20 protein-coding genes and 1 pseudogene are annotated in these 22,259 nt (G+C 70.1%); 11 read left to right on the forward strand and 10 right to left on the reverse strand.

What is annotated here, in order from left to right; genetic code table 11:
* Positions 1-52 precede the first annotated feature (52 nt).
* From ACIBHY_RS22680 to ACIBHY_RS22720, 9 genes are all read left to right on the forward strand, one after another.
* The gene (locus tag ACIBHY_RS22680; protein WP_397307651.1) at positions 53-1,330 is read left to right on the forward strand and encodes an ABC transporter substrate-binding protein; all 1,278 of its coding nucleotides are present in this window, start codon (positions 53-55) and stop codon (positions 1,328-1,330) included.
* The gene (locus ACIBHY_RS22685) at positions 1,314-2,306 is read left to right on the forward strand and encodes a Gfo/Idh/MocA family protein (RefSeq protein WP_397247334.1); all 993 of its coding nucleotides are present in this window, start codon (positions 1,314-1,316) and stop codon (positions 2,304-2,306) included. Before ACIBHY_RS22680 ends, ACIBHY_RS22685 begins: the two co-directional genes overlap by 17 nt.
* Positions 2,303-3,874: a heparinase II/III family protein gene (locus ACIBHY_RS22690; protein WP_397307652.1), complete on the forward strand. Its 1,572-nt coding sequence runs from the start codon at positions 2,303-2,305 to the stop codon at positions 3,872-3,874. The genes ACIBHY_RS22685 and ACIBHY_RS22690 overlap by 4 nt, the downstream gene beginning before the upstream one ends.
* Positions 3,858-4,592, forward strand: a complete 735-nt coding sequence (locus tag ACIBHY_RS22695; protein WP_397307653.1) for an amidohydrolase family protein — start codon at positions 3,858-3,860, stop codon at positions 4,590-4,592. Before ACIBHY_RS22690 ends, ACIBHY_RS22695 begins: the two co-directional genes overlap by 17 nt.
* On the forward strand, positions 4,589-5,395 hold the full coding sequence (locus tag ACIBHY_RS22700) for an amidohydrolase family protein (RefSeq protein ID WP_397247340.1): 807 nt from the start codon (positions 4,589-4,591) through the stop codon (positions 5,393-5,395). Before ACIBHY_RS22695 ends, ACIBHY_RS22700 begins: the two co-directional genes overlap by 4 nt.
* Positions 5,396-5,409: 14 nt before the next feature.
* A complete protein-coding gene (locus ACIBHY_RS22705) occupies positions 5,410-6,717 on the forward strand; it encodes a GTP cyclohydrolase IIa (protein WP_397307654.1) in 1,308 nt (435 codons plus the stop codon).
* Positions 6,718-7,146: 429 nt separating this feature from the next.
* Positions 7,147-7,872: a DUF433 domain-containing protein gene (locus ACIBHY_RS22710; protein ID WP_397307655.1), complete on the forward strand. Its 726-nt coding sequence runs from the start codon at positions 7,147-7,149 to the stop codon at positions 7,870-7,872.
* A gap of 7 nt (positions 7,873-7,879) precedes the next feature.
* A complete protein-coding gene (locus ACIBHY_RS22715; RefSeq protein ID WP_397307656.1) occupies positions 7,880-8,323 on the forward strand; it encodes a hypothetical protein in 444 nt (147 codons plus the stop codon).
* A 95-nt stretch (positions 8,324-8,418) separates the two neighbouring features.
* Complete coding sequence (locus ACIBHY_RS22720; protein ID WP_397307796.1) at positions 8,419-8,676, forward strand: helix-turn-helix domain-containing protein; 258 nt, start codon at positions 8,419-8,421, stop codon at positions 8,674-8,676.
* 8 nt (positions 8,677-8,684) lie between these two features.
* On the opposite strand, the gene ACIBHY_RS22725 is transcribed toward ACIBHY_RS22720, so the two are convergent.
* Genes ACIBHY_RS22725 through ACIBHY_RS22745 form a run of 5 tightly spaced genes read right to left on the reverse strand, consistent with a single transcriptional unit; the run spans position 8,685 to position 13,524 of the window.
* Positions 8,685-9,425 carry a sugar isomerase domain-containing protein gene (locus tag ACIBHY_RS22725; RefSeq protein ID WP_397307657.1) on the reverse strand — a complete coding sequence of 247 codons (741 nt, stop codon included), beginning with the start codon at positions 9,423-9,425 and terminating at the stop codon, positions 8,685-8,687.
* Complete coding sequence (locus ACIBHY_RS22730) at positions 9,422-10,693, reverse strand: hypothetical protein (RefSeq protein ID WP_397307658.1); 1,272 nt, start codon at positions 10,691-10,693, stop codon at positions 9,422-9,424. Before ACIBHY_RS22730 ends, ACIBHY_RS22725 begins: the two co-directional genes overlap by 4 nt.
* Positions 10,690-11,580 (reverse strand): N-acetylglucosamine kinase, encoded by an 891-nt coding sequence (locus tag ACIBHY_RS22735; protein ID WP_397307659.1) that lies wholly within the window; start codon positions 11,578-11,580, stop codon positions 10,690-10,692. The genes ACIBHY_RS22730 and ACIBHY_RS22735 overlap by 4 nt, the downstream gene beginning before the upstream one ends.
* Before the next feature lie 15 nt (positions 11,581-11,595).
* Positions 11,596-12,672, reverse strand: a complete 1,077-nt coding sequence (locus ACIBHY_RS22740; RefSeq protein WP_397247352.1) for a helix-turn-helix transcriptional regulator — start codon at positions 12,670-12,672, stop codon at positions 11,596-11,598.
* A 9-nt stretch (positions 12,673-12,681) separates the two neighbouring features.
* The gene (locus ACIBHY_RS22745) at positions 12,682-13,524 is read right to left on the reverse strand and encodes a fumarylacetoacetate hydrolase family protein (protein ID WP_397247354.1); all 843 of its coding nucleotides are present in this window, start codon (positions 13,522-13,524) and stop codon (positions 12,682-12,684) included.
* Positions 13,525-13,638: 114 nt separating this feature from the next.
* On the opposite strand from ACIBHY_RS22745, the pseudogene ACIBHY_RS22750 reads away from it, so the two are divergent.
* Positions 13,639-14,790, forward strand: a pseudogene (locus tag ACIBHY_RS22750) (aspartate aminotransferase family protein); the annotation flags it as partial.
* Between the two features lie 12 nt (positions 14,791-14,802).
* Here ACIBHY_RS22750 and ACIBHY_RS22755 read toward each other — a convergent pair.
* Positions 14,803-15,822: an EamA family transporter gene (locus tag ACIBHY_RS22755; RefSeq protein ID WP_397247356.1), complete on the reverse strand. Its 1,020-nt coding sequence runs from the start codon at positions 15,820-15,822 to the stop codon at positions 14,803-14,805.
* Between the two features lie 138 nt (positions 15,823-15,960).
* Between ACIBHY_RS22755 and ACIBHY_RS22760 the strand changes: the two genes are divergently transcribed.
* Positions 15,961-16,419: a rhodanese-like domain-containing protein gene (locus tag ACIBHY_RS22760; RefSeq protein WP_397247358.1), complete on the forward strand. Its 459-nt coding sequence runs from the start codon at positions 15,961-15,963 to the stop codon at positions 16,417-16,419.
* 665 nt (positions 16,420-17,084) lie between these two features.
* On the opposite strand, the gene ACIBHY_RS22765 is transcribed toward ACIBHY_RS22760, so the two are convergent.
* The 4 genes from ACIBHY_RS22765 to purD all read right to left on the reverse strand — a co-directional run bounded on the left by ACIBHY_RS22765 (position 17,085) and on the right by purD (position 21,977).
* A complete protein-coding gene (locus tag ACIBHY_RS22765; protein WP_184958865.1) occupies positions 17,085-18,374 on the reverse strand; it encodes a transcriptional regulator in 1,290 nt (429 codons plus the stop codon).
* Between the two features lie 201 nt (positions 18,375-18,575).
* A complete protein-coding gene (murA, locus tag ACIBHY_RS22770) occupies positions 18,576-19,844 on the reverse strand; it encodes a UDP-N-acetylglucosamine 1-carboxyvinyltransferase (RefSeq protein WP_397247360.1) in 1,269 nt (422 codons plus the stop codon).
* A gap of 79 nt (positions 19,845-19,923) precedes the next feature.
* Positions 19,924-20,760 carry a phosphoribosylaminoimidazolesuccinocarboxamide synthase gene (locus ACIBHY_RS22775; protein ID WP_397247362.1) on the reverse strand — a complete coding sequence of 279 codons (837 nt, stop codon included), beginning with the start codon at positions 20,758-20,760 and terminating at the stop codon, positions 19,924-19,926.
* Positions 20,757-21,977, reverse strand: coding sequence for a phosphoribosylamine--glycine ligase (gene purD, locus ACIBHY_RS22780; protein ID WP_397307660.1), 1,221 nt, complete (start codon positions 21,975-21,977; stop codon positions 20,757-20,759). The genes ACIBHY_RS22775 and purD overlap by 4 nt, the downstream gene beginning before the upstream one ends.
* Between the last annotated feature and the right edge of the window lie 282 nt (positions 21,978-22,259).

A 22,259-nucleotide genomic window follows, 5' to 3' on the forward strand; every position in this document is an offset into this window, starting at 1 on the left:
GGCAAGAGCACGTCCTGTCATTGTGCCGAAAGTAGCGATTAAGGACGGCCACATGTCAAGCAGAAGCTTCTTAGTAGCGGCTCTCGCGTTCTCCCTCTTCGCGACCGGCTGCGTCGCCGGCACCTCCGGAGCCGCGGAAGGCGGTAACGACCAGCCCTTCGAGGGCGAGGTCGAGTTCTGGACGATCAACCTGAAGAAGAACTACAGCGACTACATCAACGGTCTGATCGCCGACTACCAGAAGCAGCACCCCCAGGTCACGGTCAAGTGGGTCGACGTGCCCGGCCAGGAGAGCGCCACGAAGCTGCTGGCCGCCGTGGCCAGTGGCGAGGTGCCCGACGCGGTCAACGTCAGCTCGATCGAGCTGGGCCGGTTCACGCCGTCGCTCGAACCGCTCGACGCCTACTTCACCCAGGGAGACCTCGCCGACTTCCAGCCGAACCTGGTCGAGCCGCTGCGTACCGCAGGAAAGCTCTACGCCGTGCCCTGGTACAACGGCGGCTCGCCCGTCGCCATGTACCGCAGGTCGGTGATGGACAAGGTCGGCTTCGACCCCGCCAAGCCTCCGGTCAGCTACGACGAGGCGCTCGCGCTGGCCGACAAGGTCTTCGGCAAGACCAAGGTCAACGGGTTCAACGCGATCCCCGACCACAACACGCTGCGCTACTACGGCGTCGAACTGCTCAGCCCCGACAAGAAGAAGGCCGTGTTCAACACGCCGCAGGCCGCCGAGGTGCTGGAGAAGTTCAAGAAGAGCTACGCGGCCAAGGGCATCGCGCCCGGCGCCGTGTCCAAGGACATCCGCAACCTCCCGCAGACGCTGGAGAACGGCCAGGTCGCCTTCAAGGCGCACGCGAACGCCGCCGAGCTGCTCAACGTGCAGAAGAACGCGCCCGACGTCTACAAGGACCTGCTCGTCACCGCGCCGGTCCAGATGAGCACCGGCGGCAACCTGCTGCTGGCGCAGCAGGCCTTCTCCATCCCCAAGGCGTCCAAGAACAAGAAGGCCGCCGCGGAGTTCATCAAGTACTTCACCAACGGCGCCAACCAGCTGGCCTTCTGCAAGATCGTGCCGATCTACCCCTCGACGGTCTCCTCGACCAAGGACACGTTCTTCACCGCCGTCTCCGGCGACGACCCGATGGCCGCGGCCAGGAGCGTGATCGTGAAGGGGCTGCCCCAGCTGAAGTACACCCCGATCGGCACCAACAAGGACGCGGAGCTGGGCGAGCTGCTCTCCGAAGAGGTGAGGGCCTTCCTCACGGGTACCAAGAGCGCGAAGGAAGCGCTCGACACTGCAGAGAAGCGATGGAATGACGCACTTGCCTAAGCTCAGAGTAGGGATCATCGGTGCCGGGATCATGGGCCGCGGGCACGCCGAGGTGCTCACCGCCCACCCCGACGTCGAGCTCACCGCGGTCTCCCGCAGCCCCCTGGGAGAGGCGGCCGTCTACTCCGACTACCGCGACCTGATCGCCTCCGGCACGGTCGACGCCGTCTCGATCACCACGCCCGACCACCTGCACGCCGACATGATGGTCGCCGCCGCGCGGGCCGGGCTGCACATCCTGGTCGAGAAGCCGTTCACGACGACGGTCGCCGACGCCGACCGCGCGGTCGCCGCCATCCGCGAGGCGGGCGTGATCGCGATGTGCCTGTTCAACCACCGCTGGGTGCCCGCGTACGCGCAGGCCAAGCAGCAGATGGAGCTGGTCGGTGAGCCGGTCGTGGGGTACGCCCGCAAGGACGACACCATCCACGTGCCCACCGAGATGATCCGCTGGGCCGACCAGACCAGCTGCGCCTGGTTCCTGTCCAGCCACGACATCGACCTGCTCAGCTGGCTCTACGACGACCGCGTGGTGGAGGTCTTCGCCACCGCCCGCCACGGCAAGCTGCGCGGCATGGGCATCGAGACCCCCGACGCGATGCAGATCCAGGCCCGCTTCAGCCGGGGCGCCGTCGCCACCTTCGAGTCGGCCTGGATCTACCCGAACACCTTCCCCACCATGGTCGACAGCTACGTCACCGTGGTCGGCGAGGACGGCGTCATCCAGCTCGACCGCCAGAAGGAGAACATCCAGGTGGCCACCGCCAAGGCCTACGCCTACCCGCGCAACATGCTCCAGCGCGTCGTGCACGGCGTGCCCGCCGGAGCCTACCGCGACGCCATCCACCACTTCGTCGACTGCGCGCGCACCGGGACCGAGCCGCTGATCAGCGTCGAGAGCTCGCGCGATGTGACCGCCGTGCTGGCAGCCGCGCACGAGTCCGCCCGCACCGGGCTCCCGGTGAGGCTCGCATGACCGCCTATGTCGAGAAGCCGCCGCACGTGCACCCGACCCGGATGCGCCACATTCCCGACGAGGATCTGCCGGAGCTGGGCCGTACCTGGAGGTGGCGGGCGCCCGTACCCGCGGGCATGCCGGCGGAAGCCGCCGACGACCTGATCGGCATCGAGGTCGACTTCCTGGACAAGGGCCACGGCCGTTCCCGCCTGTACGGTTTCCACTACCTGCGCTGGATGACCCCGCTGATCGCCGCCTACTCCGAGACCGGCGACCAGCGCTACGCCGACACCTGGGAGCGCCTGTTCCTGCAGTGGTACGCCGACCGCGACCGGGTGGAGGGCGACTGGCCCGGCCTCGACGTGATCTGGTACTCGCTCGGCGTGTGCGCCCGCGGCATGTACGTCACCCACGCCCTGCACGCCTTCGGCACGGCCCTGGGCGAGCGGTGCCGGAGGGAGATGCTGAAGACCGTCGTCGGCGGCGCGCGCTGGTCGGCCGAGGAGCACGACGAGTTCCGCCACGGCAACTGGCAGTTCGCCACCGTCTGCGAGCTCCTGCACCTGGCCCGCGTCTTCGCCGACCTGCCCGAGGCCGAGTCGTGGGCGGAGGTGGCGCTGGCCCGCATCCACGAACATCTGGAGCGTGACGTACGCGCCGACGGCGGCCACCACGAGCGCTCGCCCGGCTACCACGGCATGTGCCTGGACGCGCTCAAGCGGGCCGCCGCCGTCGAGCCGTCGCTGGCCGCCCATCCCCGCTACCCGCTCATGCACGACTGGCTGGCCGCGCTGACCACGTCGGGCGGCTGGGTGCCGCACCTGCAGGACAGCGGTGTGGTCTGGCCGGTGGGCATCGAGCCGCCGTCCGGTCCGGTCAACCTTGAGGCCAGCGGGTACGCGGTGCTGCGGGGCGGCGGCTTCCACACGGTGATCAACTATGGGCCGTATGTCGGGCATGAGCTGGAGCCGCACAGCCACCACGCGGCGCTCGACTTCGTGATCGAAGGCTGGGGCGTGCCGCTGGCGTGGGAGGGCGGCGGGCCGCCGTCGTATGACGACCCGGGCTACTACGACTGGTACCAGGCGACCAGGGCGCACAACACGTTGCTGGTGCCGGGGCAGGAGTATGAGGAGGATCGAAGGGCTTCATGCGACTTGTTCCGGATTTTTCCCGATAAGCAGGTCTTCGAGGGACATCATCACGGCTACGAACAGCGCCACGACCGGCGGATCGTCTTCGTGCCCGACCCCGGCTACTGGGTGGTCTCCGACCGCATCGACGCCGAGGCGATCTGGCAGCTTCACGGCCTGTCACCCTGGCGCCGCCACGGGGACGGGCTCGGGTTCGTGACGGAGAAGGGGCCCGGACTGCTGGCCGTACCCCTGGAGGCGCCCGACGAGGTCCTGCACGGGAACGGTCCCGCGCGCATCCCCGACCCCGAGGCCAGGACCGCCGAGTACGGCGAGATCCACACCCTCGGACTGCGCCGCGCCGACGGCCGGTTCACCGTCGGGCTCTTCCCCTTCCGCGACCAGCCCCCCACGATCCCCGACGGATGGACGGTTCATGCTGATCGACGCTGACGCGATGCTCGGCCGGCACCCCCGCAGGGACGTCGGCCAGGGCACGGTCACGCAGGCGCTGGCCAGAATGGACCGCTTCGGCATCGCCGAGGCGCTCGTGAGCCACAGCTGGTCGTGGCTGCACGACCCGCACCAGGGCAACCTCAAGATCGCCAAGCTGACGGAGGGACAGCCCAGGCTGCGCCCCTGCTGGGTGATGCTGCCCGACACCTGCGACGAGACCGCGAACTTCGTCACCTCCGCCCTGGACAACGGCGTCGCCGCCGTCCGCGCCTACCCCGCCGACCACGGCTACGACCTCGCGGGCAAGGACACCGCGCGCGTGCTCGACGCCGTCGCCGAGGCCGGGCTGCCGCTGCTGCTCGACGCGCCGCAGGCCGGCTGGCCCACCGTCGAGGCCGTCGCCGCCGCCCGCCCCGGCCTCGCCGTCGTCGTCGGCGGCCTCGGGTACCGCCTGCTCAGGCAGGCGGCGGGCGTGCTCGCCCGCACCCCCAACGTCCATCTCGGGCTGGCCAACCTCTCCTCCCACTGCGGCCTCGAATGGCTCGTCGAGAGGTACGGCCCGCGCCGCCTCGTCTTCGGCACCGGCGCCCCCGCCAGAGACCCGGCCGAAGCGCTCACCCGGCTTCTCTGGTCGGAGCTGGACGACGAGAGCGTGGCCGCCATCGGCTCCGGCAACGTGCTGGGCCTGCTGCGTCAGGAAGCGAGGGCCGCGTGAGCATCGAGACCGCCGTGTGGAGCCGCCGTCCCCAGACCGGGGTACGGATCGTGGACGCCCACGCGCACGCCGGGCCGTACAGCCTGTTCTTCATTCCCGAAGCCGGACCCGAGGCGATGGTACGGGTCATGGACCGGTGCGGGGTGGCGCACGCGGTCCTGTCCAGCCATCTCGCCATCCAGCTCGACGCCACCGAGGGCAACGCGCAGACCGCCGAGATCGTCCGGGGCGCGCCCGACCGGTTCACCGGGTACCTGACCGTCAACCCCTGGCAGGATCCCGTGGGGGAACTGGGGCGTTGGGGGGACGATCCGTGCTTCGGGGGGATCAAGCTCCATCCCGACCTGCACGACTATCCGCTCACCGGGCGGCGGTACGCGCCGGTGTGGGAGTTCGCGCAGCGGACCGGATGCCCCGTGCTGACGCACAGCTATGACGGCTCGCCGTACAACGATCTCGGGCAGGTGGAGGAGGTGGCCGCCCGGCATCCCGGGGCGACCATCCTGGCCGGGCACGCCGGGGCCACGCCGCTCGGCTTCGACCTCGCGATCGAGGCGGCGCAGCGACAGCCCGGACTCGTCCTGGAGGTCTGCGGCTCCTTCAACAGCGGGCCCGACATCGTCAGAATGGTGTCGGAGGTCGGAGCGGGCCGGGTGGTCTACGGCTCCGACTTCCCGTTCATCGATCTTCGCATGTCGCTCGGCCGGGTAATCTTCAGTGGCCTCGCCGAGGAGGACCGTGCGGCGGTCCTCGGCGGGACGATGACGCGACTCCTGCAGTGGCGATCCGGACTGGAGAGATAACGATCATGGATCGGTTGCGATCCGAGACACGGTCGAGGGTGGCCATCGGGGTCGTCGGGCCGCCCGACCTGGTCGAGCAGATCATGATGATCGGCGCCGACCTGCCCGCCGCCGCCGACTGGCGGCTGGTGGGCGCGCCGCTGGCCGGTGAGCACGAGACCTACGAGAAGTTCTCCAAGATCGCCGACAGCATCGACGTGGCTCTGTTCACCGGGCCGCTCCAATACGACCTCGCCCGGCAGGGCGGCGAACTGCCCATGCCGGCCACGTTCGTGCCCATGAGCGGGGCCAGTCTCTATGCCGCGCTGCTGCGCGGGGTGCTCGCCGACGGGATCGAACCGGCCAGGGTCAGCATCGACTCGTTGCCCGCGGTCGATGTCGAAGAGGCCTATGGGGAGATCGGGGTCAGCACCGCGGGGGTGCACCTTTCCGAGTACGACCAGCCGGAGTCCGCCCGCGGCTTCATCGGCTTTCACGAGCAGCTCTACCGGCAAGGGGCGACCACCGCCGCGCTCACCACGATAAGGAGTGTGGCCAAGGCGCTCACCGCCGCCGGGGTGCCGGTGCTGCGGATGCTGCCCACCTCTCACACTCTGCGGCTGGCGCTGAACACCGCCGCTCTTCTTGGCACGGGGAGCCGGCTGGAAGAGGGGCAGATCGCCATTGCCGTGGTCGAACTGGCCGCCTCTGCCCGGCCCAGCTATTCGGGGCCCGGCAATTATTGGCAGCAGGAACTGAAGCTCTCCCTTCACCAGTCGCTACTGGCCGACGCCCGGGTGATGGGGGCCACCGTGGTGCCACGCGACGAGAACAGCTATGTCGTCACCGCCACGGTCGGTGCGCTCGCGCAGGCCACCGACGGGTTCCGGGTCGCGCCGTTCATGGACCGGGTGCGGTCGGAGGCGGGGGTGCCGGTCGAGGTGGGAATCGGGCTCGGCACCACCGCGCGGGACGCCGACGCCAACGCGCTGGTCGCCGTCGAGAAAGCCCGGAACGCCGGGGCGGCGGCGGCCTACATGGTCAGCGGGGACGGGACCGTCCTCTCCCTGCCGCTGCGGCAGCGTCGACGGGCCGAGAGCGAGCCGGTCACCGCCACCAAGGGGGCCAAGCTCCTGGAACGCCTGGTCGCCGGGCTGGGTGACGGGCCGGAGGCGCTGGTGGTGGACGCCGAGATCGTGGCCGATGTGCTGGCGGTGGCGCCCCGGTCGGCTCGCCGGGTTCTGCAGAGTCTGGCGGAGGAGGGGCTGGCTTGGCCGATGCCGCCGGTAAAGGGCTCCCAGGCCGGCCGCCCCCGCCAGCCGTACCGGTTGGTCCGCCCATAAAGGTCCTCGCTCCGCTCGGGCGTCCTGCCTGGACCCACCCGTTGCCCGTTTGGGTGGTCAGCCAGCTGGATCCCACCCCGGCTGGTGGTCCTCGCTCCGCTCGGGCGCCTTGATCGAGCACGCCTTCGGCGCGCGGCTTGCGCCGCGTGGTGAGGCACCGCAGGTTCATCGGAGCCGGCCGACTTTGCCACATCGAGTCGTCGAGGGGTGACTTCGACGCGTCGGCTGGCGGCGCGAGCCGTACCTCGACTGACCACGTCAGCGCCGACGGTGTCGAGGTCTGTGCGGCATGCGACCTGAAACCGAGCTGTGCGGCTTCTCGGCTGGTCGATGTCGTGGATTCACATGGGTAGTCAGATCATCGGGTAGAGATCGCATGCGTCCCCGCACATCGTTCTCTAGGCTGTGGCTTGAAGGGAGGTGGCAACGATGGTCGTACGCGATGGCAGGCCTGGTGCTGACCTGATCAATGACTTCCGCTATGTCACTCCCCTGTACACCAAAGGGCAGGCAGCTGACCTTATCGGCGTGCCTCGGCAGTCGTTCCGCAACTGGGCGGTGGGATATGCCTACAAGCATGTGGACGGCCTGGTCGTGGCGGCCGATCCGCTCGTGACGACCGCGGCCGCGAAAGGGCCGACCGTCCCCTTCGTTGGCCTCGCCGAGGCGTACATGCTCGCTGCGTTCCGCAGTGCCAAGGTGCCCATGCAGCGGATCCGTCCGGCCATCCGCTGGCTGGAGGAGAACATCGGCCTCGGGCAGGCGCTGGCGAGCGAGAGGCTGATGACCGACGGCGCCGAAGTGCTGTGGGACTTCCGGGAGCAAACGGATGATCCCGCCGAGCGGGAAGCGATCGACGGGCTTGTGGTCATCCGCAGCGGCCAGGGGGTGTTCCGGCCGGTCGTACGAGATTATCTGCGTCGGGTCACGTATCAGGACGGATGGATGCGGGTGATCCATCTCCCCGCGTACGAGCGTGTCGATGTGACCGTCGACCCCTGGGTCAACGGAGGTCAGCCCACTCTGGCGCGGCGCGGAATTCGCGTTGCCGACGTACTTAGCCGCTTGGAGGCCGGAGAGGACAGCCGAGAGGTCGCCGAGGACTATGACCTGCGTCTGAACGAGGTCAACGCGCTGCTTCCCCGAGCCGCTTAGGAGACGAATGGCGGGCGAGGCGAGGGAGTCTGGGCTGACCTTCTTTCTCGATCGAGGCTTAGGTTCACGGATTGTGCCGAACGCCCTTCGCGCCGCCGGGTGGGTCCTGGAGACCATGGACGAGCGGTACGGGAAGGATGAGTCTCAGCTGATCGAGGACGTGCGGTGGATCGAGGAAGCCACGCTGCGCGGAGACATCCTCCTGTGCAAGGACTTGGCTATCACGCGTAACCTCGTCGAAGCGCGGGTGATCTATATGAGTGGCGCTCGAATCTTTGCCCTCTCCAATGCCGGCGTTGTCGGAAAGGCGATGGCCAGTATCCTTCTCGCCAACGAAGCGAAGATCACCCACATGGCGCAGAGGGTAACTGAACCCTTTGTATTCGCCGTGGGAGCTGATGGTCTTCGGCGGACCCGGGTGCGTTACCCGGTCGAAGGTTCAGATCTTTGAGCCGGGGCTTACGCACGAGTCGGGTCACTGGATCGCCTCGGGCAGGAGGATCATCCTGCTCACGGTGTTCAGGAAGCAGCGGATGCGTGAGGCCGGTGAGTCCGGGCGGGCGGTGCGGGCTATGGAGCGATGAATCGCCGAGCCGCAGGCACCGCATATGGGGCCTTGCACCTTCGGTTCGAGTTGGGCGAGGCAGTCCGGCCGCGCCGCGAGGAACTCAGGCTGAACTGGCGGAGCGAGCCGGTCTCAAGCAGCCTGCGGTCGCTCGCTTCGAGGCGGGAGGCGCGATGCCCACCATCCCCATGCTGGAACGCCTCGCCGAACATCAAGCCCGCACGTCTTCGCGTTCTTGAGGCAGGTGTCAGGCGTCGCCGAGGCGGACGCGGGGGCCGTATTTCTGCAGGAGCGCCGCGTTGTGCTCGTCGCCGCCCGGGGTGTTGGCGGAGCGGAAGATCGGGGGAACGATTCCGGCGGCCAGGTGGTGGCCGACGACCTCGGCTACCAGCAGCTGGGCTGCCACTACGCCGGTGAGGTTGGAGATCGGGCAGATTGTGGTGCCGTCGGGCAGGGGGAGGGCGGCGTCGCCGTAGGGGGCGCCGTTGTCGATGGTGACGTGTGCCAGGTCGGCGAGGCGGGGGCCGGACGGCACGCGGGACGTGTGCGCGTGGGAGGTGATCGCGATCACCTGGTGCCCTTGGTCCAAGGCCAGCTGGGCCATTTCGACGATGGCCGCGTTGCCGCCGGAGTTGGAGATGATGACGAAGACGTCCTCGGGATGGATGGGGGCGAGGGCCCAGATGCGGGCGGCGAGGCCGCTTTCGCGTTCGATTTTCGGGTCGAGGATGTCGGCGGGGGAGGCGTCGCCGTAATAGGCCACGTCGCGGATGCCGAGCTGGTTGGCGGGGACCAGGCCGCCGGCCCGGCCGACGAGTTCGAGGGCGATGGAGCGGGAGTGGCCCGTTCCGAACGCCTGTAGCACGCCGCCCGCCCTCAGCGACTCGAAGATCAGGGTTCCGGCGCGGGCGATGGCGTCCCGTTCCTTGGTCACCAGTCGTTCGATCGCCGACCTGGCGATCTCCGCGTACGCGTCCTGATCGATCACGCTTCCTCCAAAAGCTGTCGTGCGGTGTCGGCCAATGTCTCGGCGCTGCCGGGGGCGACGGCGCTGGCCAGCACCTCGTAGTCCGAACGCTGGTACGCCTCGGCGGTGGGCAGGTAGCCGGGGTAGCCGTTGACGTAGCCCAGCACGGCGATGGGGTCAGGCCGGTTCGTGATGCTCTCCGCCACTCCGAGGTACGGCTCGCCGGGTAGCCCTACCAGGCCCAGCGCCCCCACTCTGGCCACGCTCACGTCCACGGCGATGGTGTCGGTGAATGGCGGGGTGCCGAGGGCTCTGGCGCGTACGCCTTCCAGCCTGCTGCGCGCCAGCCGGGCGGCCACCGGGTCGCCCGCGGCGGTGGCGTGCTCGTAGTCGGCGGCGAGTGAGCCGAGGTCGGCGTCCGTCTGGGCTCGGCGTAGGTCGCGTCGTGCCCGGACTGTCCTGATCCGGTCGGCGCCGGTCCAGGCGAGTGAGCCGGGCTGGGCCAGCAGTCCGAAGCAGCGGTCGGCGACCAGGCCGCCGAGCCGGTCCAGTTCGGCGGCGTCCTGGCCGAGGCGGGTGAAGCGCGTGCTGACGTTTCCGGCCGCGCCGGTGGCCACCACCACCCACGTACCGTCCCCGAGCCGGGCCCGCAACGCCGTACGCACCGCCCCCGTCAGATCCGCGCTGACCAGGAGGTTGCCCGCGGGCAGCACCGTCGGATGCACCGGCAGCACCACGACCACCCCGGCCGGCCCGTCGTCGCCCCACACCGCGATCACGTCCAGCGGCACCGTCCGCGCCGCGTCCGGGTCGCTGCGGTCCGCGCCGACGCCGTGCAGCTCACCGCGATGAGCCGTCCCGTCCGCCGCCCGCTCACCCTCCACAGCCCCGCGTACGGCCGCGCGTACCGCCCCCGAAATCCCCTCCAACCAGGGCAACGGCGTGGCCCCGCCCCCGGGCACACACCCGGTCTCGGGACCCGCATGGGTATGACTGGCCGCCACCCAAACCTCACACCCCACCGCGCGTGGCGAGGCCGGGTGCGCCTTCTGCGGGGTCGCGAGCATGTCCTGCTGTACGGCGCGGCGGGCGTGCTCGGCCAGGTCGGTGTTGACACAGATCACGTCGGCCACCGCCAGCGCGAAGCGGCGTTCGCCGTCGAACCAGGTGACGGCGCTGACCCGGAGCGGGTCGAGGGTTCCGGCCGAGTGGCCGGGCCGGTCGATGTAGCCGCCCAGCGGGGTGCCGTCGGGGACGGGCAGTTCGGCGCAGCCGTATCCCACTCTCACCGGGCCGCCTCGGTGGCCAGCTCCGCGTAGGGCCCCAGGTCGGCGGCGGCGGCCAGGCGGGCGGCCCCGGTGAGGCTGTCGCCCGCCGCCGGCCGGATCCGGGCCGGCGGCAGACGTGCCGCCAGCGCCGACTCGAACCCCGCGCGCAACCGGTCGTCACGCAGCAGCCGCCCGGTCCAGGCGACGGGCACCTCTCCGGGGAAGTGCCGTGCGGCGGCGGCCACGGTGCCCGCCAGCTCCGTGGCCGCCGCGTCTACGATCTCGCCGGCCGCCGTGTCGGTGGTGGCCAGTTCGAAAACATGCGGGGCGAAGCGGGCGATCCGCGCCACCGCGTCTTGGGCGAGGTAGAGCCGGTGGGGCAGCGTGGCAAGTTCCCCGAAGACCTCCCGCGCCCGCACCGTCAGCGCCCCCGCCGGTCCCCGCCCGTCAAAGCCCCGGTACGCGGCATCGAGCCCGAGCCGCCCGATCCAGAACCCGCTCCCCGCGTCACCGAACAGAAACCCCCAGCCGTCCACCTGCACAGCCCCAGACCTCCGAGGGCCGGGCGGGATGCCGAGGGCGATCGCGCCGGTTCCCGCGGCCAGCACGACACCGGCCCCGGAAGGAAAAGCCCCAGCGTGCGAGGTCACCACATCGGTGGTGACGATCACCCGCCGCGCCCGCTCCAGCAACCGCCGAGCCAGCACCTCGGGCGCGTCAAGCAGGGTGGTCAGCCCAAGGCAGACGGTGTCCACCCCCTCGGGCACCTCCACCCGCGCGAGCACGGCGTCGACAGGCGACCCCTCGGCATAGGACAGCCCGGCCAGCTCTCTGACCTCGCGCACCTGCCCGCGCGAGGCCAGGGCCACCCGCAGCCCGGTCTGTCCGCCGTCGATCGCCAAGTCCATGACACCCCACCCTAGTTACGGTCCGGGCCGAAATCTAGCCCTGCGATACTCCGTGGGCGAACACCCCACATGCCGCCGAAACGCGCTCCGCAATGCCTTCGTACTCGGATACCCGGTATGCGCGGCGATGACATCGACAGGCAGCCCCGAACTGGTCAGCAACCGCCGCGCATGCCGTAGCCGCAATCCGGTCAGATGCCGCAGAAACGTGGTCTGCCGCTCCTCCGCGAACAGATGCGAGATATAGAACGGGCTCGCGCAAACAGCGGCCGCGACATCGGCCAGCCGCAGCCCCGGATCGGTGTAATGATCGGCGAGGTAGGCCTCGGCCAGCCCGAGGATGTCGCGCCTCGGGGTGGCGGGCAGCAGCCTGCCGAGCCGTTCCTTCAACCAGATGTGCAGGTAGGAGCGCTCGTGGATGTCGCCGACCGTCACGATGTCCTCGATCGGCAGTCGCGCGCTGGCCTCCACCCAGTCGGTCGAGCCGTCGGCCAGCCGCGCCGGTCCCGCCACGTCCACCACGAACAGCAGCTGGCCGATGAGCCAGTTGCGCAGAATGCGCGGGTCCACACCGGGTTCGCGGGCGCACCGGTCGATCCATCCGGCCAGCAGCCCGGCGGCGCCGTCGCGGTCGCCGGCCCGCACCCGGCGGGTCAGTTCCTGCTCGATGCGCACCGGCGGCGAGGGATGGTCGCCGTCGACGGCGGGCAGTGTGATCACGCGGTCGCCGCCGAGCACGAGCTTGTAGTCGTTGGCCCGCCGGGCCTCACGCTCGGCCTCCAGCGGACCCGATCGGGGCGGCCCGATGCTCACCGTGGCGGTCCAGGCCGTTTCGCGGACGATCCGCGCGCGTACCTCCTCGGCGAGTGTCGCCGCCTCGGACATCAGCGCGTCGGGGTCCGCGCCGGTCAGCAGCACCAGCCACTCCTCCGGCGGTTCCGGGCGCCACGTGACGCCCGGACGGCAGGTCGCCGCCTCGGCCACGGCCCGCGAGGCCCGCCTGAGCTGGCCCTGCGCCCATGGCCGGCCCTGGGCCTGCTCGGAGGCGATGAAGTCGTCGATGTCCACCAGGGCTGCGACGGCGTAGGTCATGCCCCTACTTTAGGCGGACCGAAATTTGACCGTATTGACAAGCGTTCCGACGCCCTCGACCGTGGCCCGCATGGTGTCGCCGTCCTTGAGCGGGGCGATGCCGGCGATCGTCCCGGTGGCGATGAGGTCGCCGGGCATGAGCGTCATCCCGTCCGACAGGTCGGCGATGAGCCGCGGGATGCCGAAGACCATCTGCTTGGTGTTGGCCCGCTGCCTGACCTCGCCGTCCACCTCAAGCGTCAGTTCCAGCGCCTGCGGGTCCGGCACTTCGTCCACGGTCGCGAGGTACGGCCCCGCCGGCGCGAACGTGTCGAACCCCTTGGACTGGTCCCAGGGGACGTTCCTGGAGATGTTGGCCAGCTGGAGGTCGCGCGCGGTCATGTCGTTGATCACGGTGTATCCGGCGACCGCCTCCTTCCAGCGTTCGGCGGGCAGGTCGCGGGTCCGGCGGCCGATGACCACCGCCAGCTCCACCTCGTGTTCGAGGTGCCGGGTGCGGGCGGGCGCGATCACCGGCTGGTTGTGCCCGGTCAGCGCGGAGGGCGGCTTCAGGAACAGCACCGGCTCCGGCGGCACCTCCATGTTGCTCTCCTCGGCGTGCGCCGCGTAGTTGAGCGCCAGGCAGCAGATCTTGGTGCAGGTGGCCACGGGCGGCTCGAACAGCACGCCGGCCTCGTCCAGGACCGGCCGGCGCCGTGCCACCTCCTCGGTGAGGCGGTCGAGGCCGTAGGAGTCCAGGAGCGCGACGGGGTCGTCGGTGCCGAGGTCGGCCAGGCTGATCAGGGCGCCGTCGCGCTGGGCGACCAGCTCGACGGGGGCGGAGGTGGTCCGCCGGATGCGTCCAAGGAACATGGTTCTCACCCCATCAAGCCCGCCGGTCGCCCACAAGAACCGAAATTTGCGGTGACGACCCGCTTCTTGCCCTCTTGCTGGTGGTCTGGCGGAGCATCCCCTTTGATGGTCGGCATGAGCCGCACCCTGGACGCCAGCCGCGACCTCTACGCCACCGCCCGGCAGTACATCGCCGGAGGTGTCTCCAGCGACGCCCGCCGTACCTCGGGAGTGCCCCTTTACGTCGAGCGCGCGGCCGGCTCGCGGCTGTGGGACGTGGACGGCAACGAGTACGTCGACTACGTCCTCGGCCAGGGCCCCGCCCTGCTCGGCCACTGCCCGCCGGAGGTCGTCGAGGCCGTCGGCGCCCAGGTCGCCCGCGGCATCGTCTACTCCGCGCAGCACGCCGCCGAGGTCCGCGTGGCCGAGCGCCTGTGCGCGATGATCCCCTCGGCCGAGCGCGTCCGCTTCAACACCGTGGGCTCGGAGGCCGCGCACGCCGCCTGGCGCCTGGCGCGCGGCCACACCGGCCGCCGGAAGATCCTCAAGTTCGAGGGCCACTACCACGGCTGGCTGGACCCGGTCCTCTACAGCGTGCACCCCGCCGTGGATCTCGCCGGCCCCGCCGACGCGCCCGTCCCTGTCTCCGGTACGGCAGGCCAGCCCGAAGCCGCCGACCTGGTCATCGCCCCCTGGAACGACCTGGCGACCCTGACCAGGATCATGGACGCGCACGCCGGCCAGATCGCCGCCGTGGTCTGCGAGCCCGTGCTCTGCAACACCGGCGCGATCACGCCGGAGCCCGGCTACCTGGAGGCCGTACGCGAGCTGTGCGACCGGCACGGCAGCCTGCTCATCTTCGACGAGATCATCACCGGCTTCCGCCTGGCGCCCGGCGGCGCGCAGGAGTACCTGGGCGTCACCCCCGACCTGTCGGTCTTCGGCAAGGCGATGGCCGGCGGCATGCAGGTCTCCGCGCTGGCCGGGCGCGCCTTCGTCATGGACTCCATCTCCGGCGGCAAGGTCGCGCACGCCGGCACGTTCAACTCCCAGCCCGTCGGCATCGCCGCCGCCGAGGCGACCCTGCGCATCCTTGACGAACGGCGCGAGGAGGTCTACGGCACCCTGTACGCGAGGGGGCGGGCGTTGATGGAGGGCATCCGCGAGGTCGCGGAGAAGGCGGGCGTGCCGTTGCTGGTGGACGGCCCCGGCCCGGTCTTCCAGACGTACTTCACGGACGCGCCGGCCGTACGGGACTATCGGGATTTCGCCCGCACGGACCGCGCCAGAATGGCGCTCCTACACGCGGCGCTGCTCGAGCGGGGGGTCAACATGGTCCCCAGGGGGTTGTGGTTCCTGTCCACCGCGCACACCGAGGCCGACCTCGCCGTCACCGTCGAGGCCTTCGACGGCGCGCTGCGGTCGCTTCCGCTCGGTTGAGATCACCAGCGCGACGCCGACCAGGATGACGAGGCCGCCGACCATGATCTGGGGCGTGATCACCTCGCCCAGGACAATCGCGCCGAGCGCGACGGCGACGGCCGGGTTGACGTAGGCGTAGGTGGCGACGAGCGAGATCGGCGCGTTGCCCAGCAACCACGAGAACGCCGTGAACCCGATCAGCGACCCCACGAGGATCAGGTAGAGCAGCGCCAGCCACGACCGGGAGCTGACCGCGGTCACGTCGAGCCGCTCGCCGAGCCCGGTGCCGAGGATCGCCAGCCCGATCCCGCCCACGAGCATCTCCACGGTGGAGGTGGCGAAGGCGTTGGCGGGCATGGCGATCCGGCTGGACAGGAACGACCCGATGGCCCACGACACGGAGGCCAGCAGCACGATCACGATGCCGCCCGTGGCGGCCGCCTCGCCGCCGGTCAGCGAGAGCGCCGCCACGCCACCGAGGCCCACCAGCACGCCCGCGAGCGTCAGGGCCTTGGGCCGGTCGCGCACCACGAACCTGAACACCACCAGCCACAACGGCACGGAGGCGACGAGCAGCGCCGCGAGTCCGGTCGAGATGTACTGCTCGGCCACGGCCAGCATGCCGTTGCCCAGCGTGAGCAGCAGCAGGCCCGCGACCGCGGCGCCGGTGAACTCGCGCCCGGTCATCCGGAACGCGCTCCTGCCCTTGCGCAGAAGCAGGAACCCGCCCAGCAGCACCGCCGCGGTGATGAACCGCATGGAGCCGCTCAGCATGGGCGGAAGGGACTCGACCGCGATGCCGATGCCCAGGTAGGTGGATCCCCACACCACGTAGACAATCGCGAGTGCGCCCCACACCAGGAGCGAGGCACGCCGGTCAGTGGCGTTTGCTTGCATAGCTCATGACAATAGCGCCGCCGAACGACATTTTCGGCCTTGGCGGGATATTAGCGGTAAGAGGCATCTGCGCCACTCGTGGGGCCGCCCACGGACCGGCAGGATTTCGGACATCGCCCCGAGAAAGGAACCCCGGAGATGTCCGCCGTCACCAGCGTCGCCCCCGCCCCGAACGCCGTCGCCCTCGCCCACTTCGCCGCCCGCCTGGCCTTCGAGACCGACGTCTCCGACGTGGCCGCGGACCTGGAGTCCGGCGCCCCGGGCGTGGTCGTGATCGACTCCCGCAGCGGGGAGAGCTGGGACCAGGGCCACGTCTCCGGCGCCCTCCACCTGCCGACCGCCGAGATCGCCACCCGCGCCCGCACCCTGGTCCCGGAGGACGTGACGGTCGTGACCTACTGCTGGGGACCGGGCTGCAACGGCGCCACCCGGGCCGCGCTGGAGTTCGCCAAGCTCGGCTACCGGGTCAAGGAGATGATCGGCGGCTTCGAGTACTGGTCCCGGGAGGGCTTTCCGGTGGAGACGTCCGGCGGGGTGGTCCGCAACCCCGTGGACGCGCTGACCGCACCGGTCTCGGGCATCGCCTGCGCCTGCTGAGACGGGCGGAGAAGGATTTGGTGCCCCCGTCCGAATCAGTCGATCGGGGGCGAAGAAAACATACCCCACCCGGCCGCAATCAACCCCGATCATCCCCTCGGCGAGTCGCCAAAACCCTCACCTCAAACCCCTGAAACCCCACCACCAGGCAAGACCCCCAAACCGGCCCACCCCGAAACCCCTGACCGGCCCCGTGGACGGGCTTCGCACCCCGCCAGACCCGTGGACCGGGGCTCGCTTCCCGCCCTGCCTCCTGCCAGGCCCGTGCGCCGGGCTCCGCCACGCCCGAGCATGGGCCTGGTTCCCGAGCCTTGTCTCCTGGCAGCGGACATGGGGCTGCCTCTGGGTGAGGGAGTCGGAGTTCCCCTGGAAAGGCCGATCCCGCCTCCTGGCAGATGGGCCGGGAGGCGGGATCGGGTCAGGGCCGGTCCGCTGGTGACGGGGGGCCGTTGCGGTGGGGACCACGTCCGACGTGAGAAGCGATCCCCCCGATCGGCGCCCGCCGACGTCGGCGGGTGGCGTGGGCGGTGGCGGCGCCGTAACGGAAGGAGCGTGTTACGAGCAGATCACCCAAGCGACACACCTCAAGAGAAGGAAGAAAGACACCTCCAGGAGATCGTCGGGGTTCGCCGTCCGCGAAAGGGGAAGGGGGGACGGCGGACCGTTCAGCGGGGACCGAGCTTTTCCACGATCAGCCGGTAAAGCTGGCGGGGACGGCCAGGCTGTGGAGTGCGGTTGGGCGGGAGCGGCCACGCAAGCCCCTCGTCAACCAACGTGCGCAGCAACCGCCGGGCGGTACGCGGCGTGACGCCGAGCATGCGCCCGGCCCCCTCCGCGTCCACCACTGTGTCCCCGCCCTCCAGCTTGGCCGCCAGCCGCGCCAAGACCTCCACGCCCTTGGGTTTGAGCGTGGTGGATCCCTGCGGCGGCATCCTGGGCGCCGGGATCAGCGCGCGGCCCTCGCGGTCCACGGCGAATCCCTGTGCCTGTTTGCCCGCCTGCGTGCGCGCCAGGGCTGCCCTGGCGTGCGACTCGGCGTCATGCGTGGTACGCCCCATCCCGACGCCCACCTCTACCGCCAGCCCCAGTTCCTCGCGGATCCTGGAGGCGAACGGCAGCACCCTGAATCCGTCTGTCGCGGCCGTGATCGAGCCTCTGGTGGCGGTCACCAGGTAGGCGTGATCGTCGATCGGCCAGACGGTGGCGTTGATCCGGTTCGCTTCCTGGACCAGCAGCCGGTGCAGTGACAGGCGTAGCTCGTCGCGCCAGTAGCGGGGTGCCGCGCGCCGCACGGGTTCGCGCAGCGTGGGCACCTCCACCAGCACCACGGTCAGTTGCGACTCCTCGAGGCGGTGGTGCGCGCCGAGGAGTGCGGCGGTGTGCAACGCTGTGCGCACCGCGCCCGAGGTGGGCCTGATCCTGATGACCGGGACGCCTGCTGTCTGCAGGCGTTCGGCCACTGTGGGCAGGCAGGTCAGGGCGCCTGTGGTGGCGCCCTGCCGCAGCAGACGCTCGTGGTAGGCCGCGATCGTCCCGGTGGCTCCGGGTTCGTCGCGGCTGTGCACATCTGTGGCTGCGATGCCGAGGTCGGTGTAGGCCTCTTCGACCTCGGCCCGTGAGACCACGTCGATGCTGACCCGTTTGGGGTCGATCCGAGTGTCCAGCGCCGCCTTGGCCAACGCAGCCACCAACGCGCTGCCGCCAAGCTGCACGTAGGTCGCCGGCATGGTCAGCACGCCTGATCGCCGGGCCAGGTCGTATGGGACCGGGCTGGCGAACAGGCAGGCGTCCACACCGGGACCCAGCCGTGTCACCTTGTCGGGCGCCTCCTGCTCATCTCGATAGGCGGCGGCCACAAGGCGGCACGGCAAGGGCGCGGCTGCGTGACCCATCAGCATGACCCGCTCGACCAGATCGTGCGGGCCGACCACGCCAATGGTCAGATCCGGTGTCATGGCGCCCGGGCGTGACACTCGGGGAGTTTCTTCGGCCCTCTCGACCAATGTTCGTCCCATCCTGCCGTCCGTTGCAGTGCTCTCTTTTGGAACGATCGCTCGCGGGGGCCGTAATGTCACGCCCGACTTTTCCGGAAAGCCGTTCTGGTTGACCGCCCGGTGAGCTGTTTTAGCAGCTCACAGCGTATTTCACAGGCTTTTTCAGCGTCCTGAAATCTCTCGCGTAATGTCCGCTCCCAGAGCCCGCATTCGCTCGGCGAGATGAGCGTGGCCGCGGTCGATGAGGTATCCGGACTCGATGACCGTCTCGCCCTTCGCGGCCAGTCCGGCGAGAACCAGGGCGATACCGGAGCGCAAGTCATGGGCGGTCACCTGTGCGCCGGTCAGCGGGGTGGCGCCGCGCACGATGGCTCTGCTGCCCTCGACCTCGACGTCGGCGCCCATCTTGTTGAGCTCGCCGGCCAGGGCGAAGCGGCCGTCGAAGATGCGCTCGTGGATGTAGCTGACGCCCTCGGCCAGGCAGGCGACGGTCATCATCGGCGACTGCAGGTCGGTCGCGAAGCCCGGGTAGGTGTCGGTGATGATGTTGATCGGCCGCAGTGGCTGGCGGTCGCAGCGCACGTGCAGCACGGCGCCCTGCGTGGCGAACTCGACGCCCATCTGCTCCAGCTTGTGGCGCACGACACCCAGGTCGAGGCCGGTGCCGACGAGGCTGACGTCGCCGCCGGTGAGCGCGGCGGCCATGGCGAACACGCCCGCGTCGAGCCGGTCGGGCATGACGGTGTGCTCGACGGCGTGGAGCTCTTCGACGCCTTCGACGGTGATGAAGCCGGTGCCGCCGCCGCTGATCTTCGCGCCCATCTTGGTGAGCATGTCGATGACGTCGAGCACCTCGGGCTCCAGCGCCGCGTTCTCGATCACGGTGGTGCCCTTGGCCAGGGCGGCGGCCATGATGAGGTTCTCGGTGCCGGTGTGCGAGGGCGTGTCGAGGTAGAGGGTGGCGCCGGTCAGGCCGGAGGCCTTGACGTGGATGACGGTCTCGCCCTCGTCCACGATGGCGCCGAGGCGCTTGTAGCCGAGGTAGTGGAAGTCGAGGTTGCGGCTGCCCAGGTTGCAGCCGCCGACGCCCTCCACGATGGCCTCGCCCAGCCGGTGGAGCAGGGCCGGGGTGAACAGCACCGAGCCTCGGAAGCGCCGCGCGATCTCCGCGGGGAGCACCGGGCTGGCCAGGCTGGAGGCGTCGATGACAAGGGTCCGCTCGGACTCGTGCAGCTCGACGTAGGCGCCGATGGCCTCCGCGAGCTCCACGGCCCGGCGTACGTCCTCGATGATCGGCACGTTGCGCAGGACCGTACGGCCCTTGGGGGCGAGAAGAGCCGCACCGATCATCGGCAGCACGGCGTTCTTCGCGCCCTGGATGAAGGCGGTTCCACGCAAAGCGTTGCCACCGCGCACGCGGTATCGGACCATCCGTGCGGCTCCTCGGGAAGTTATGGGTCGGGCTTGAACGGGCCAACAGTAGCCGCTCGCCACGCCTGCCCCGGCCGAATCACCCGCTAAATGGCGTACCAGTGAGCCGCTCGTATGCCTCGAGATAACGCGCTCTGGTGCGATTGACTACTTCGTCCGGCAATGCGGGGGGAGGGTTTCCAGAGGATTTGTCCCAGCTTGAATCGGGTGACGTCAACCAATCACGGACATACTGCTTGTCAAAGGACGGTTGAGGACCACCGGGCTTCCATTCAGAGGCCGGCCAAAATCGCGAGGAATCGGGTGTCAGGACCTCGTCGGCGAGCGTGAGAACACCGTCGTGGTCGCGGCCGAGCTCGATCTTGGTGTCGGCCACGATGATGCCGCGCTCACGGGCGATCTCGGCGCCGCGGGTGTAGACGTCCAGCGTGATCCGGCGCAACGCGTGCGCGGTCTCCTCGCCGACCGTCTCCACGACCTGCTCGAAGGTCATCGGCTCGTCGTGCTCGCCGACCGCCGCCTTCGTGGTGGGGGTGAAGATGGGCTCGGGGAGCTTGGAGCCGTCCTCCAGGCCGGGCGGCAGCCGTACGCCGGAGACCTCGCCCGTGCGCCGATAGTCGATCAGGCCCGAGCCCGTCAGGTAGCCGCGCGCCACGCACTCGACCGGCACCATCTCCAGCGGCCTGCACACCACGCTGCGCGCGTCGGGGCCGTGGGTCACCAGGTGGTTGGGCACGACGTCCTTGAGCTGGTCGAACCACCACAGCGACAGCTGGGTCAGGATCGCGCCCTTGTCCGGGATCTCGGGTTCGAGCATGTGGTCGTAGGCGGAGATGCGGTCGGAGGCGACCATCATCAGCAGGCCTTCGTCGGTGACGTAGAGGTCGCGTACCTTGCCGGAGTGCACGTGCTTCATCGGGCGATGTCCGTCCTGTAGTGCGAGCCGCGCAGGTTCACCCGCGCGACCAGGTCGTAGGCGTTGGCTCTGGCGCTCGCCTGGTCGGGGCCGGTGCCGACCACGCTCAGCACCCGGCCGCCGGAGGAGACCACCTGGCCGTCGACGAGCTCGGTGCCGGCGTGGATCACGTAGGCGTCCGCCGTCGGCTCCAGCCCGGTGATCACGTCGCCCTTGACCGGATCGGCGGGGTAGTTCTCGGCGGCGACGACCACGGTCACCGCCGCGCCCTCGCGCCACGCGAGCGCGCCGGCCGCGCCGAGCGCGCCGGTGGCGCAGCTGAGCAGCAGCCCGCCCAGCGGCGTGGCCAGCCGGTCGAGGATCACCTGGGTCTCGGGGTCGCCGAAGCGCGCGTTGAACTCGATCACCTTCGGCCCCTTGGCCGTCAGGGCCAGGCCCACATAAAGCACTCCGTTGTACGGCAGGCCGCGCCGCCCCAGCTCCGCGATCGTCGGGTGCACCACCTCCCGCATGACCTGCTCGGTGAGGTCGTCGGGCGCCCAGGGCAGCGGCGTGTAGGCGCCCATGCCGCCGGTGTTGGGCCCGGCGTCGCCGTCGTAGGCGCGCTTGAAGTCCTGGGCCGGCCGCAACGCCACCGCGTCGCGGCCGTCGCACAGCGCGAACAGCGAGACCTCGGGCCCGTCGAGGAACTCCTCGATCACCACCCGCCCGCACGAGGCCGCGTGCTCCAGAGCCGCCTCCAGCGAGCCGGTCACCACGACGCCCTTGCCCGCGGCCAGCCCGTCGTCCTTGACCACGTACGGCGCGCCGTACTCGGCCAGGGCGGCGGCGGCCTCCTCCGGCGTGGCGCAGGTGCGCGAGCGGGCGGTGGGCACCCCCGCCGCGGCCATGATCTCCTTGGCGAACGCCTTCGACCCCTCGATCATCGCCGCCTCGCCGGAGGGCCCGAAGACGGGGATGCCGGCCGCCCTGACGGCGTCGCCGACGCCCGCGACGAGCGGCGCCTCCGGCCCGATCACGACGAGGTCGGCGCCGAGGCCGACCGCCAGCGCGGTGACCGCCGCCGGATCGGTCGCGGCGACGGGATGGGTGGTGGCGACCTGCCGGACGCCCGCGTTGCCGGGGGCACAGTGAAGGTCGCTGACCTGGGGATCGAGGCTGAGAGAACGGCACAGGGCGTGCTCACGCCCGCCGGAGCCGATGACTAGAACGCGCACGAACCCCATTGTCCCAGGCCCACGCCGTCCTGACCGCCGAGGGCAGACTTAGGCGGCAGCATGGGGAAGTTTTGTGGAGTTCTGCCGGTTCCCCTGGGTCGTTGGCGAGTATGGTCGGCTGAGTTGACCACCCTGTGGTAAGTTAGGGCGGCTTTGCGGTGTCTCTTGTGATTGGAGGTGGTCCGGGATGAATCCTGGTGATCCCAGCAGTACGTGCTCGTCCACGTACGCCGTGCATACCCCCGACCACTCCAATCCGGCAGCCTGATCGTGCCACCACGC

The sequence above is a fragment of the Nonomuraea sp. NPDC050547 genome (genome assembly GCF_044457345.1).
Classification (GTDB): domain Bacteria; phylum Actinomycetota; class Actinomycetes; order Streptosporangiales; family Streptosporangiaceae; genus Nonomuraea.